The organism is Vibrio sp. JC009, assembly GCF_029016485.1.
In the GTDB taxonomy this organism is placed as follows: Bacteria; Pseudomonadota; Gammaproteobacteria; order Enterobacterales; family Vibrionaceae; genus Vibrio.
This window is the reverse complement of the sequence record NZ_CP092106.1, coordinates 2260514-2274356: the sequence shown is the minus strand read 5'-3', so window position 1 is coordinate 2274356 and position 13843 is coordinate 2260514. Positions and strand designations below refer to the sequence as shown.

The 13843-nt window shown below is 47.5% G+C and carries 10 protein-coding genes; 4 read left to right on the top strand and 6 right to left on the bottom strand.

The features are described 5' to 3' along the window. Positions 1–18: 18 nt before the first annotated feature. The 3 genes from hemH to L3Q72_RS10095 all read left to right on the top strand — a co-directional run bounded on the left by hemH (position 19) and on the right by L3Q72_RS10095 (position 1954). Positions 19–978 (top strand): ferrochelatase, encoded by a 960-nt coding sequence (gene hemH, locus L3Q72_RS10105; protein ID WP_275129824.1) that lies wholly within the window; start codon positions 19–21, stop codon positions 976–978. A gap of 93 nt (positions 979–1071) precedes the next feature. Continuing rightward, positions 1072–1566, top strand: coding sequence for a transcription/translation regulatory transformer protein RfaH (gene rfaH / locus L3Q72_RS10100; protein WP_275129823.1), 495 nt, complete (start codon positions 1072–1074; stop codon positions 1564–1566). 28 nt (positions 1567–1594) lie between these two features. After that, positions 1595–1954 carry a hypothetical protein gene (locus L3Q72_RS10095; RefSeq protein WP_275129822.1) on the top strand — a complete coding sequence of 120 codons (360 nt, stop codon included), beginning with the start codon at positions 1595–1597 and terminating at the stop codon, positions 1952–1954. Between the two features lie 53 nt (positions 1955–2007). On the opposite strand, the gene asnB is transcribed toward L3Q72_RS10095, so the two are convergent. The 5 genes from asnB to nagB all read right to left on the bottom strand — a co-directional run bounded on the left by asnB (position 2008) and on the right by nagB (position 8964). After that, on the bottom strand, positions 2008–3684 hold the full coding sequence (gene asnB, locus L3Q72_RS10090; RefSeq protein WP_275129821.1) for an asparagine synthase B: 1677 nt from the start codon (positions 3682–3684) through the stop codon (positions 2008–2010). Between the two features lie 490 nt (positions 3685–4174). After that, positions 4175–5773, bottom strand: coding sequence for a cation:proton antiporter family protein (locus L3Q72_RS10085; protein WP_275129820.1), 1599 nt, complete (start codon positions 5771–5773; stop codon positions 4175–4177). 18 nt (positions 5774–5791) lie between these two features. Next, positions 5792–7006: an ROK family protein gene (locus L3Q72_RS10080; RefSeq protein WP_275129819.1), complete on the bottom strand. Its 1215-nt coding sequence runs from the start codon at positions 7004–7006 to the stop codon at positions 5792–5794. A 2-nt stretch (positions 7007–7008) separates the two neighbouring features. Next, a complete protein-coding gene (gene nagA / locus L3Q72_RS10075; RefSeq protein WP_275129818.1) occupies positions 7009–8145 on the bottom strand; it encodes an N-acetylglucosamine-6-phosphate deacetylase in 1137 nt (378 codons plus the stop codon). A gap of 15 nt (positions 8146–8160) precedes the next feature. Further along, positions 8161–8964, bottom strand: a complete 804-nt coding sequence (gene nagB / locus L3Q72_RS10070; RefSeq protein WP_275129817.1) for a glucosamine-6-phosphate deaminase — start codon at positions 8962–8964, stop codon at positions 8161–8163. A 252-nt stretch (positions 8965–9216) separates the two neighbouring features. Here nagB and nagE point away from each other — a divergent pair, with 252 nt between their 5' ends. After that, positions 9217–10752, top strand: coding sequence for an N-acetylglucosamine-specific PTS transporter subunit IIBC (nagE, locus tag L3Q72_RS10065; RefSeq protein WP_275129816.1), 1536 nt, complete (start codon positions 9217–9219; stop codon positions 10750–10752). Positions 10753–10943: 191 nt separating this feature from the next. Here nagE and L3Q72_RS10060 read toward each other — a convergent pair whose 3' ends face one another. Continuing rightward, positions 10944–13721: an insulinase family protein gene (locus L3Q72_RS10060; RefSeq protein WP_275129815.1), complete on the bottom strand. Its 2778-nt coding sequence runs from the start codon at positions 13719–13721 to the stop codon at positions 10944–10946. Positions 13722–13843 lie beyond the last annotated feature (122 nt).

The window sequence follows — 13843 nt, the reverse complement described above, 5'->3', positions numbered from 1 at the left end:
AATTGGAAATTACAAGGCATGTCTCAACAAGCTAAAAAAGGAATTCTGCTGGTCAATCTGGGTACACCCGATGAGCCGACACCACAAGCTGTTAAACGGTTTCTTGCCCAGTTTCTTCATGATAAGAGGGTGGTGGATACTTCTCGCTGGATCTGGTGTCCGGTTCTGCACGGCATTATTCTTCCTAAAAGATCACCAAGGGTTGCTGAGCTTTATAAAAGCATCTGGATGGATGAGGGCTCGCCATTGATGGTTTATTCCAAAAGGCAGGCGGAAAAGCTGGCGGCAGCGACCGGTTTGCCGGTTGAGCCGGGTATGACTTATGGTAACCCAAGTCTTCAGAGCGGGATTGAAAAGCTACAGCAAAAGGGTGTGGAGCAGATTGTTGTTCTGCCTTTGTATCCTCAGTATTCAGGTACCACAACCGGCGCTGTGGAAGATGCTCTGGAAAAAGCACTGAAGCAGGTACAGAACGCACCGGAATGCAGTGTGATTAAGCGTTATCACGACCATACGCTGTATATCAGTGCACTGGCGGAAAGTGTGAAAGCGCACTGGGATAAGAATGGAAGAGGGGATTATCTGCTCTGCTCTTATCACGGCATTCCGCAGCGGTATGCTGATAACGGTGATGACTATCCCCAGGAGTGTGAAATTACGACTCAGTTATTGGCGAGAGAACTGGAGCTGAATGAAGAACAGATCGGTTTTAGCTTTCAGTCCCGCTTTGGCAAAGAGGAGTGGGTGAAGCCGTACACGGACGAAACCCTTCAGCAATTGGGCAAAAAAGGCTTTGCTTCGCTGGACATTATTACTCCGGCTTTTTCGGTAGACTGTTTAGAAACACTGGAAGAAATTGCACAAGAGTGTAAAGAGATTTATCAGTCTGCCGGTGGTGCGGATTACCGCTATATTCAATGTCTTAATGATGATGAAGCTCATATCCGGATGATGGCTGAGTTGGTGTTGAATATATAGACTATCGGCAAAGAAACATGAAAGTTTTGTGCCTTGCTGCCCGGTTTAGTGGTAGCATCAGTCTTTATGTGACTTTACTCGAATAATAAAATTATGAAACGTTGGTATCTGCTTTACTGTAAGCGGGGCGATCAGGCCAGAGCACAGATGCATCTGGAGAATCAGGGGGTGGAGTGTTTCTATCCTCAGGTTGAAGTGGAAAAAATTGTACGTGGTAAGCGCCAGGTGGTTAAAGAGCCACTGTTTCCTTCATATATTTTTATCCGGTTTGATTATGAAGAGGGGCCCTCGTTTACCACAGTTCGCTCCACGCGGGGCGTGGTGGACTTTATTCGTCAGGGTAGTTATCCGCAGGAAGTGACAGGCAGTCTTGTGTATGAGCTTCGTCAGCTTGAAGGTGCGGCGGCGGAACCTATGACAGACAGCCTGCCGGAAAAAGGCCAGGAAGTGCGTATCAGAGAAGGGCAGTTTGCCGGTATTGATGCGATTTACCATGAACCGGATGGTGAGAAGCGCTCTATTCTGCTGATTAAACTGATCAGCCAGACGGTTGAGGTTAGCGTGGATAACAAGGATATTGAGCTGTAAAACCGCTCAGGTGTATTCAGGAATTGAGATGAAAAGTGTTATAAAAAAGTGCGTGTATGCGGTAGTCGCTACACTTCTGGTGGCCGGATGTACGGAAGAGGAACAGCCACCGTTTCAGAAGAAGTTTGTAGATAAGGGGCTGGAGTTCTCTCTGGACTTTAATACCGATGTGGTGGACATTGTGACGCCAAGCGGCAGTATCACTAAGCCATTTGCCATTGAAGACAATCACCTGAAGTTGCACTACGCTGATCCGCTGGGCAAGGAGAATGACATTCTTCTGACTTTTTATCAGGATGATACGGGGATGGAGCTTTCCTGTAAGGAGTGTGCGAAATATCAGCTTCCGTCCCGGTGGTATTTGGATATGCTGGGCTCTAAAAATTAGTTAAAAGCGGGATTGATATAAAATTAAGGCTGCCGATTGGCAGCCTTTCTGTTTTATAGCGATTCGTAAGAATCGTTATGTACTGTCTGTACAGCCCGGCCGGATGGGTCAGCCATATCTTTAAATGCTTCATCCCATTCGATAGCTTTCGCTGAAGAACATGCGATAGACGGGCCGCCTGGTACACATTCTGCTGCTGATGGCAGCGGGAACAGCTCTTCAAAGATTTCGCGGTACATGTACGCTTCTTTAGTCTGAGGCGTGTTGTACGGGAAGCGGTAGCTCGCTGTCTCAATCTGCTGGTCTGTGATTTTTGCTTCAGCAGTGTCACGCAGTGAATCAATCCAGCCGTAGCCAACACCATCAGAGAACTGCTCTTTCTGACGCCATGCGATTGAATCCGGCAGGTAGTGTTCAAAACATTCACGCAGAATGTGTTTTTCCATCTTACCGTTAGTGCCACACATCTTGTCTTTCGGGTTTACGCGCATTGCAACATCGATAAATTCTTTATCAAGGAATGGTACGCGGCCTTCAACACCCCATGCAGCAAGAGACTTGTTCGCACGTGCACAGTCAAACATGTTCAGAGCAAGCAGTTTACGAACCAGCTCTTCGTGCATCTCTTTATCGTTTGGTGCCTTGTGGAAGTACAGGTAACCACCGAAGATTTCATCCGCACCTTCACCGGAAAGTACCATTTTGATACCCATAGCTTTGATCTTACGCGCCATCAGGAACATAGGAGTTGAAGCACGGATAGTGGTTACATCGTAAGTTTCGATGTGGTAGATAACGTCACGAATCGCATCCAGGCCTTCCTGAATGGTGTAAGTCATTTCGTGGTGAACTGTGCCCAGTTTTTCTGCTACTTCACGTGAAGCTGCAAGGTCAGGTGCACCTTCAAGGCCGATAGCAAATGAGTGAAGCTGAGGCCACCATGCTGCTGATTTGTCGTTATCTTCAACACGCATTGCCGCAAATTTCTTAGCAACAGCAGATGTAATAGATGAATCCAGACCACCGGAAAGAAGTACGCCGTAAGGTACGTCTGTCATTAGCTGACGGTGTACCGCATCTTCAAGCGCTTTTGTCAGCTCTTCTTTGCTTGTTGTGTTGCCTTTTACTTCGTTGTATTCCATCCAGTCACGAACGTAGTAGCGCTGAGGTTCTGCATCTGCGCTGCCGTAAGAGCAACCTGGAGGGAATTCACTGATGGTTTTACAAACCGGCGTCAGAGCTTTCATCTCAGAAGCAACGTAGTAGTTGCCGTTCTCGTCATAGCCCTGGTACATAGGGATGATACCGATGTGGTCACGACCAACCAGGTACTGGTCTTTCTCTTCATCGTAAAGAACAAAAGCGAAGATACCGTTCAGCTCTTCCAGAAGGTCTGCACCGTACTCACGGTAAAGCGCCAGGATAACTTCACAGTCAGAGTCTGTCTGGAAATCGTACTTATCTTCGTATCTTGCACGGATCTCTTTGTGGTTATAGATTTCGCCGTTTACTGCCAGGATAAGTTTTTTGTCCGGGCTGTAGATTGGCTGAGCGCCACTGTTCAGGCCAACGATAGCCAGACGTTCGTGAGCAAGGATAGCTTTGTCTGACGCGTAGATACCTGACCAGTCAGGACCACGGTGGCGAAGTTTTTTTGACATTTCCAGAGCAACCGGGCGAAGTGCAGCCGCGTCGCTTTTAATATCTAAGATGCCGAAGATCGAACACATACAATACGATTCCCATATTAAATTCTGTTTTGTTATAGGCGTTCAATTTGCCATCCTGAATAAAAAAAGCAACCGTTAGCGATAAAAAAGTTGAATAAATAGCGTTGGAATTAGAAATTATTTAATTAAATGCGAATTTATTAAATGGGATTTAAAGTCTGTTGGTTTTTTGTGCCTGATTTTTACTGATTGTAGCTTTAGTGGGTCTATGGAGTTGATAAGCTCTCTATACGACGGAAAGCCTGATTAGGGCAAAGGTCGGCCCCTCCCCTTAATCTCAGAAGGTTGGATTATCGAAGAAGCCCCATCGAAGGGGAGGTTGGGAGGGGTTGCTTCTCATGAACTTAAACCATTGTGATTTAGCCATGTGTGGCATAACCAACCCCCTCTAACTCCCCCTTCTGTTAGCTTTATCAACTAGTTAGGCTTTTTCACTCAAGGGGGAGAACTGTTCGTTACTCGCTGCTAAATGAGGAGCAAATAATAGAGCTTAGTGATTTCTTGCTGTTAGATCGGTATCCAACTGCTCAAAAACATGCCTGGCAAAACCACTACCAGCCTCACGATAGATATTGAATGCCGCATCAATCCCCTGCTCATACAAAGCATCAATCTGATCCGGATACTCGGCAATTGCCGCAATCTGCCCTTTAAAGCCTTTGTTGGTCAGCATATTCAGGGCTAGCTGGTTTCCCTGGTGGTGGGGCATTGCCAGCAGAACCAGTTTTACTCTGCCTGTATCCAGAATGCGTTCCCAAAAGTCAGGGTCGGTGGCGTCTTCGCAAAGTACATTCCTGCCTTCTTCACTGTGTTGACGAGCTCCTTCTTTGTGCACTTCCACACCCAGGCAGATATCGCCATATCTTTCTCTGATTTCGTCATAGGCGCCGCTGCCAATCCGGCCCATACCCAGGATCAACACCTGAGCGTCACCCGGATTGATCAGTTGATCTCTGTGATTAAGAGATTCAGCGGAATGCTCTTTCAGCCAGCTGGAAGAGCGCTGGTAGATCCTGTGACCAAAGCGGTTGAGCGGCGCAGCAATAATAAAGGAGAGGGAAACGGCGATAGCGACTGAAACCAGAATATTTCCGTCAAGCCACCCTTGCTTATAAGCCAGGCCACCGACAATCAGGCCAAATTCACTGAAGTTAAACAGCGACAGAGACGCAAGCAGAGAGGTCCGGACGCGGAACTTAAAACCGTTGATGACGGCAAAATAAAGTGCCCCTTTTATCGGCAGCAGAAGCATAAACAGCAATGCCATCAGGAATCCGGAAACCGTCGGTTGCTCAGCCAGGCCGATATTAAGGAAGAAGCAGACCAGAAACAGCTCTTTCAGATTAAACAGGGATTTGGAAAGCTCGGATGATTTTTTATGTCCTGCCAGTAGCATACCAAGTATCAGCGCGCCAAGATCCGGCTTCATTCCCACAAACTCAAACAGACCTGCACCAAGCACCAGAGCGGAAAAGATACCAAGCAGAACCAGCATTTCTCCGTGCCCGGCACGGTCAAGTAACTTATATAAAGCCGGACGAATCAGCGGCAGGCCAAACAGAGCAATGGCATACCACTCCGGCAACTTGCCGGTGGAGATGGTGAGAAACAGCACCGCAAAGATATCCTGCATTACCAGAATACCGATGGCGATATTGCCGTAGATGGAGTTCATCTCGCCCTTTTCCTGCAGGGTTTTTACCGCAAATACGGTACTGGAGAAGGAAAGAGCAAAACTGAGCAGCAGTAACTGCTCAAAGGCTAAACCGGCAAGGGTCGTTACGCCCAGAGTTTTTAGCAGCATAAACGCGCTGGTAAAAACTGCGGTGGATAACAGGTTATGCAGCGTGGCACCGGCCCAGATCTCTTTTGAAAGCAGGGTTTTGATATCCAGCTTCAGACCGATGGTAAACAGCAGCAGGGTAACACCGAGGTCGGCAAGTAACTCTATGCTCTGATTGGTCTCATAACCCAGCAGGTTTAGGGTAAAACCCGCCAGAAGGAAGCCCACAAGCGGCGGAAGGTTGACTCTTAATGCCAGAAAACCTGAAACGAAGGCGGCAGAGATGAGTGTAATTTCAACAGGCACGTTCTTGTCTCTTACCGGTTATTCGCCAAGAATTTTCTGCAGCAGCACGCCGTTTAGCATGGCCCGTTTGACCATAGCGAAAGCGCCCATGGTTGGCTGGCTTTCCAGCTCGGAGGCGACGATGGGCAGATCTTTGTGGAACCTTGTCAGAGACTGGGTTTCAACATTCTTACGAATGGCAGGGAAAACAATATCCTGCGCCTGAGTGATATCACCGGCAATAACAATTTTTTGCGGGTTAAATAAGTTGACGGTAATGGCGATGGCCTTACCCAGCATATTGCCGACACGGATCAGGCTCTCTTTTGCCAGTTCATCGCCGTTTAAGGCGTGCTCACAAACGTCCTTCATGGTGATGTTGTCGAGCTCAGCCAGTGAAGAGTTGTACCCACGGCTGATGAGTTTTTTTATTCTGTCGATAATGGCCGGGTTAGCGGCAACGGTTTCCAGGCAGCCAAAGTTACCGCACTGGCACTGTTCCCCTAGTGGGTCTATCTGAATATGGCCGATTTCACCCACGTTGCGGTTATGACCTAAAAATACCTGACCATTGACAATGATACCGGCACCGGTACCACGGTGAACGCTGACCAGAATGGAGTCCTGACAGTCGCGGCTGGCACCAAAGTAGTGCTCGGCCAGCGCTTTACCCCGGATATCGTTGCCGACGAAACACTCGACTTTAAACTGGGCTTTGATTTCGTCTGCAAGCTCCAGATTATCAATGTTGGTGTTCGGCATGTACTCAACCACGCCTGTTTCCGGGTTGACCAGCCCCGGCAGGGCAATCCCGACTGCGATCAGGGTTTTGATAATCTGCTGGTTCTGGTTAAGGAAGCGTCGTATGTGCCTGATCAAGCCTTTTAATAGCTCGTTCTGATTGGCGTAACGGAATTCAACGGCATCGCTGGCAAGGACAGTGCCACCAAGGTCGATAAGGCTGAGCCGGAAATAGTCGCGGCCAACCCGGATGGCGACAGAGTGAAAGGGCTCCACTTCTGTAGTAAGAGAAATCGCCCTTCGTCCTCCGGTGGAGGCCTGTTGAGCGACTTCTTTAATTAATCCCTGAGCAAGCAGCTGACGGGTGATTTTGGTGACACTTGCAGGTGCCAGCTGGCTAACGTCAGCAACCTGAATGCGGGAGATAGGACCTTCCTGATCGATTAAGCGGTATACCGCCGCACAGTTAAGTTGTTTAACTAAATCTACATTTCCTATCTGACCGCTTGTCATATTTATGTTTGCTCGTATTGTCCGTTAACCATTGTCGCAAGGACATTGAAGTCACGATCAAACACGGTCAGGTTGGCAACCATTCCTTGTTTGATACGGCCAAGCTTGTTCTCTACTCCAATTGCTTGCGCAGGGTAGAGAGTGGCCATTCGCAGTGCTTCGTCCAATGCAATACCGACGTGTTCAACACAGTTCTGAACGGCTTCGATCATCGTCAGTGCTGAACCACCGAGTGTGCCGTTTTCATCAATGCACATCCCATCACGGTAATATACTTTCTTCCCAACAAAAATAAAGTATTCCATACTGGCGCCGGCAGGTGCTGTGGCGTCAGTCACTAATACCAGCTTCTCGCCTTTTATTTTGTGAGCGATTCTAATGTTAGCATAATCAACATGATAGCCGTCAGCGATAATGCCGGCATAAACTTCCGGTGTATCGTAAATGGCTCCGACTACTCCCGGCTCGCGCCCGGCCATAGGCGTCATGGCATTAAACAGGTGAGTTGCAAATGTGATACCCGCTTCAAATCCTTTTCTGGCTTCAGCGTAAGTGGCGTTGGTGTGACCAATGGACACAACGATGCCTGCATCTTTCAGACGTTTGATATGCTCAGGGTCGTTTTGCTCAGGTGCAAGAGTCACCTTAGTGACATACTGGCTGTTTTCACACAGAAAGCCGATCATGTCGTCGTCGGATCGACGGATAAAATCTGGGTTATGGATGCCTTTTTTCAGCACATTCAGATAAGGACCTTCAATATGAAGTCCCAGAGACTGGTTGGGGTACTGGCTCTGGTACTCTTTTTCGGCAGCCACTGCCTGACGCATATCTTTATCAGATGAGGTTATCAGAGTAGGCAGAAAACTGGTGCAGCCGGATTTCAGGTTGGCAAGATGCATTGTCTGAAGCGTTTCTGCGGAAACCTCATCGTTAAACATGACGCCGCCACAGCCATTTAACTGCAGGTCGATAAATCCCGGGCACAGATTTGCGCCGTTCAGATCTTTTACTTCGATATCTGCTGGAAGTTCTGAGTCAGGACATACTGAAACGATATCCATTCCGCCGATGACGACGGAATGGTTAAACAGCACATCGCTACCTGTATATATTTTGCAATTGGTTAGCGCATACACTTTATTTGTCCTCTATTATTTCAAGTCCTTGATGCTTTCCGCCTCCAGTTCCTTAAAGTATTTTACGGTTTTCACTTTAAGTTCCTGAGTAGAAGATTCATCACATACTATGACAGATTTTGCATGTAACTGAAGTGCCGTTACTGTCCATAGGTGGTTTACCGAGCCTTCAACGGCGGCCTCTAAAGCCAGCGCCTTGTTATGACCGGTAATCAGGATCATCACTTCTTTTGCATCCAGCAGTGTGCCGACACCGATAGTCAGAGCGTATTTCGGCACCTGATTGATGTCATTGTCAAAGAATCGTGAGTTGGCGATACGGGTATCTTCCGTCAGCGTTTTAATACGGGTACGCGAAGAGAGAGAAGAAGCCGGTTCGTTAAATGCGATATGGCCGTCGTTGCCTACACCGCCCATAAACAGGTCAATTTTGCCGTAAGACTTAATTTTTTCTTCGTAACGTCGGCACTCTTCTTCGTGATCTGACGTATTGCCATTCAGAAGGTTAATGTTTTTTTCTTGAATATCAACATGATTAAAGAAATTTTCATACATAAATGAACGGTAAGATTCCGGGTGGTCCGCAGGAATGCCCACGTATTCGTCCATGTTAAAGGTCACAACATGTTTAAAGCTTACTTCACCCTGATTATAAAGCTCAATCAGTCTTTTGTATGTGCTTAAAGGTGTGCCACCGGTAGGTAAGCCCAATACAAAAGGACGATCTTCTGTTGGTTTGAATTTATTGATTTTATTAACAATGTGTCGTGCTGACCACAGGCCGACATCTTGTGCTGTATTTAGTGGGATAAGTCTCATTGGGACACCTCAAGTTATATCAGAGAACGGTCAAATCATAATCAGTTTGATTTGTTATTTCGAATTATAAAATAAGTTTTATGATCTCGCTAGCAAATTAACCGTATTTGCGATTTTTGTAGTGACAAAAATCACAAATAAGCAGGTTTTAATTTGCGATGTAAAATTACCGGCATAAACTGAAAGGGACTAAATTGGAGAGCTAAAATAAGTTTTCCGAACCTAATATACATCCTATAGGGGGAATTTAAGGTGAATATTCTTGGTTATGCGCAAAAGCTTGGTAAAGCGCTAATGTTACCAATTGCAACTCTTCCGGTTGCAGCACTATTACTACGTTTAGGTCAGGGCGACCTGCTTGATATTCCATTTATGGCACAGGCTGGTGGTGCTATCTTCAGCAATCTTCCGCTTCTTTTCGGTCTTGGTATTGCCGTTGGCCTTTCTAAAGATGGTGCTGGCGCAGCCGGTATCGCTGGTGCTGTCGCTTACTTTGTTCTGACAGCAACCGCCCAAACCATTAACGCAGACATTAATATGTCTTTCTTCGGCGGTATTATCGCCGGTATTATCGCGGGCCATTCTTACAACGCTTTCCACGCTACCCGCCTTCCTGAATGGCTGGCATTCTTCTCAGGTAAGCGCCTGGTTCCAATTATGGCCGGTCTGTTTGCGCTGATCGCCGGTGCTATCGCAGGTATCGTATGGCCGGGTATTCAAAATGGTCTTGATGCACTGGCTCATGGCGTTTCTTCTTCCGGCTCTCTTGGCCAGTTCTTCTACGGTACGCTTAACCGTGCGCTGATCCCTGTTGGTCTTCACCATGTGCTGAACTCTTACTTCTGGTTCGGTATGGGTACTTGTCAGGAAATCGTTGTCGCGGCGGTTCCGGCTCTGAATGATGCAACTAAGCTTTGTGTTGACCCAGAGCTGGCTAAGTCTCTGATTGTCGGTCAGGAGCACACCTTTACATTTGCAAATGCAGTAACACCTGAAGTAACCACGGTTGTTGAGCAGGTGACTGACACTGTTAAATCTGGCGACCTGCACCGTTTCTTCGGTGGTGATAAAGGCGCTGGCGTATTTATGAACGGCTTTTTCCCAATCATGATGTTCGGTCTTCCGGGCGCGGCGCTTGCAATGTACTTTGCTGCTCCTGCTGAAAAACGTCATCAGGTAGGTGGTGCTCTGTTCTCAGTGGCATTCTGTTCATTCCTGACAGGTATTACTGAGCCTCTTGAGTTTATGTTCGTATTCCTGGCTCCGGCTCTGTATGCACTGCACGCAGTATTTACCGGTCTGGCTCTTGTTGTGGCTAACATGTTCGGCACACTGCACGGCTTCGGTTTCTCAGCAGGTCTGATTGACTTTGTTCTTAACTGGGGTCTGGCAACCAAACCTGTGATGTTGCTGATGATTGGCCTTGCTTTCGCAGCGCTTTACTTTGTGACCTTTACCTTCGCTATCCGCACATTCAACCTGAAGTCTCCGGGCCGTGAAGACGACGACGGTGAAGAAGCAGCAGACGATGCCGTAAAAGCGAAGCAAAATGGTGACCTGGCGAAACAGTACCTTGAAGTTCTTGGCGGTCATCAGAACCTTGAAAACATCGATGCATGTATCACACGTCTGCGTCTGACTGTGAAAGATATGGATATTATCGATGAAGACAAACTAAAAGCACTGGGCGCCATGGGTGTTGTTAAGCTAGGCAACAACAACCTTCAGGTAATCCTTGGTCCATTGGCTGAGATCATTGCCGGTGAGATGAAGAGCCTTAATGTTTAAAAATAAAGCCGCAACTATGGCGTCATTCCTGCGAAGGCAGGAATCTGCTCACAGCGAGTTGTAGACTGAGTTGGTTAATGTGACTTTACAGCGCGCAGATAGTAGATCCCCGCCTCCGCGGGGATGACAACATAAAGTTGGTCAATAAAAAACCTCCGAGTATGGAGGTTTTTTTATTGACCTGCAGTCTACTACCCCAAATCAGTATCAACCGGCCTCAACTGAAACTCATCCACAGACCCAATCTCGCTACCAATATTCAAGGATGCATCTTTCTCATGGCTGTTTCCTTTCGAATGCAGCACCAGGCGGCTTGCGGTTCTTGGTTTTAAGATATTCACAACAAAACGGATCATATCGGCACGTGAAAGTTCTTTTAGCTCTTTCAGTACTCTTTCTCTGTTGTCAAAGTCAAAATCCTTATTGCCTATGGCTACCCAGAATCTTTGCGCTCTTCCTCTCAGGTTATTGTCCGGAGCTGCAATCTGATTCCACAGGCCGCGTTTACTGCTGTGCCACTGATATTCGTTAAGCTCCAGCAATACCATATAAAAGGCGTTGAGGAATTCATCAATGGCACTGAGCAGATCTTTAGGTGCCGCTTTCGGCGACTGAACATAAAGCACTAATCCCGGATGGCGGTTTAACGGCATATTGCCGGTTCCTACCATATAGCCAAGTTGCTGCTTGGTTCTGATCTCGTGGAAAAAAGTCGCAGACATCAGATGATTTGCCAGAGTGTACAGTGCGACACTCTTAGGGTCGATATCCGGTGACTGATAGTAGATTACAATGGCAGAGTCTTCCTGATTGCAGAAAACTTCTTTCTGGAAGGTGCCTGAATTGCCCAGCATAACCAGCGGGCGCAGGGATTCTTCATACTGCTGGTCCTGAACACGCATTGCATCTTTCAATGTTTCGGCAATGGCCAGCGCCTGTTTTCTCGGCCAGTCGCCATACACAAACATCTCGATATGCAGCTCAGCCAGGAGTGCATTGACAAAGTTTGCCAGCTCATCGATTTCTATGCTTTCAATGGCTTCGATAAGTGCCGGGTAGGGCGGATTGTTTGGCTGCAGTATCCCCGTCATGGCATTAAACAGCTGGGAGATAGGCCTGTCCTGAGCGGCATTTCTCCAGTTTCTCAGCATCTGCTGCTTAATATAATCGAACCTTTCCTGACTAAAATCTCTGGCGGCAAAACGCTCGAGAATCATTTTTAGCAGTTCAGGCTGTTTCTGGCTGAATCCGGAGATAGTTAAAGTCACACCACCCTGGTGGGCGTAAATGTTGTAGCCCATTCCCGCAATTTCTGCCGGATAGGTTCTTTTGGCCAGAGAATCCAGAAACATCTCCACACAGAGACGCATTTTAACGATCTTTCTCGGCGTCGATACCGCATGCGGGCTGTCGATGGCGATGTATACCACACCCTTAGGAACCCTGAACTCGGTTTCCTGCATATGCCAGAGACGGAACCCCGGCAGATCCTGAATGAGTTCAGGATGGGATGAGCCTGTTTCAACCAGTTTAGGATCCAGGTCATAGCAGATAAACGGGTTCGGCTCAGGCAGGAATACGTCACTGTTTGTACCAGGCCGGCTCCACATGGCGATCTGCTCGGGAGTCAGTTTGTTCACCGAATAAGGAGTAAAGTACCACTTGGCTTCGCGGTCAAAATCCTGATCCTGGGCAATCAGAGTGATTCTGGCGTTTTCCGGGGTAAACCGGGTCAGTACAGACTGAATCAGGTCCGCATCATAATCCGTCATCTTGTAGTCGCCGTAGATAACATCTTCCTGCGGATAATGCTGGAGATTGATTACCAGATGGCTGGCAAGCTCTAATGGCCGGGTCGGTTCCTGAAAACGGAATGCCGACTCAAGTACCGCTTGTTTCTCTTTATAGCGCCACTCTTCAACGCCCTGCGTTTTAATTAGTTCAATGTACTGGAAAACCGCCTGCAGAATCTCATCGGTTTTCTCCATTCCATCGGGAGTGAGCATCAGATTGACAGTAAATTCACGGAAGTTACTGCCACTGACACCACCGCCGGCTGCCAGCGAAGTAATCCAGCCTTTCTCTTTCAGGTTCAGCAGTAAACTGCCGTTACCTTCATAACCGATCAGGTGCGCGATATAAGAGAGCGGCTTGCAGCTGTAGTGCTCATCCATACTCGGAAGGTTAAAGGATATGACCAGCTTACGGGCTTCTTTAATCGGTTCGATTCTGACAAAAATGGCAGACTCATTTTCGGTGACAATCGGAGTATCGATGCGTTTTTGCGCCAGATCCTGATTGCTAACTGATGAAAACTTTTCGCTCGCCCACGCTTCCAGCTCATCCAGAGGTTGTGCTGAGACCAGAACCAGCGTCATTAAATCGGCAGAATAGTTCTGCTGGTAAAAGCCGATGATTTCATCACGGATAGAGCCGGTCTCTCTGTCGCCAAGCGTCTCAAGGTTTCCCACAGAGAATTTTGAAAAAGGATGATCGGGGTTTACTACTTCTTTGTGAACTTGATACAGACGTCTCATATCATCGTTCAACTTTAAGCGATACTCGGACTCTACAGCCTGGCGTTCTTTATCCAGAGCTTCTGAGTTAAACAGAGGCGCGACAAAGAACTGGCTAAAACGATCAAGCGCTTTTTCAAAGGCTTTCGGAGTGACATCAAAGAAGAAGCAGGTGTGCTCGGTTCCGGTCCAGGCATTATTGGTTCCGCCATGCTGGCTGATAAAACTTTGAAACTCGCCGATTTTAGGGTATTTTTCCGTGCCCAGAAACAGCATGTGCTCCAGGTAGTGCGCCAGACCTTCACGATCAGACGGGTCATCAAAGTGCCCCACCTGAACTGCCAGAGCTGCTGCTGATTTTTGAGCCGAGTCATCCTGAATTAAAAGCGTACGTAGTCCGTTACTTAATGTCAGGTATCGGTATTGATTGGTATCATTTGGGCTCAGATGCACAATGTTCTCCAGCAAAAGATGAGAGTGTTAATTGACTAAAACACAAGATGGCAAAAATATTTGCTTACGCCTCTGGCGGTAATTAAGAGTTTCTATAAGTAACCATAATGCCAGAGTTTTTT

Bases quoted from the DNA above. Each gene is read 5' to 3' on its own strand.
- nagB (WP_275129817.1), bottom strand. From the start codon at position 8,964: ATGAGACTTATCCCACTAAATACAGCACAAGATGTCGGCCTGTGGTCA.
- L3Q72_RS10080 (WP_275129819.1), bottom strand. From the start codon at position 7,006: ATGACAAGCGGTCAGATAGGAAATGTAGATTTAGTTAAACAACTTAAC.
- hemH (WP_275129824.1), top strand. From the start codon at position 19: ATGTCTCAACAAGCTAAAAAAGGAATTCTGCTGGTCAATCTGGGTACA.
- asnB (WP_275129821.1), bottom strand. From the start codon at position 3,684: ATGTGTTCGATCTTCGGCATCTTAGATATTAAAAGCGACGCGGCTGCA.
- L3Q72_RS10095 (WP_275129822.1), top strand. From the start codon at position 1,595: ATGAAAAGTGTTATAAAAAAGTGCGTGTATGCGGTAGTCGCTACACTT.
- rfaH (WP_275129823.1), top strand. From the start codon at position 1,072: ATGAAACGTTGGTATCTGCTTTACTGTAAGCGGGGCGATCAGGCCAGA.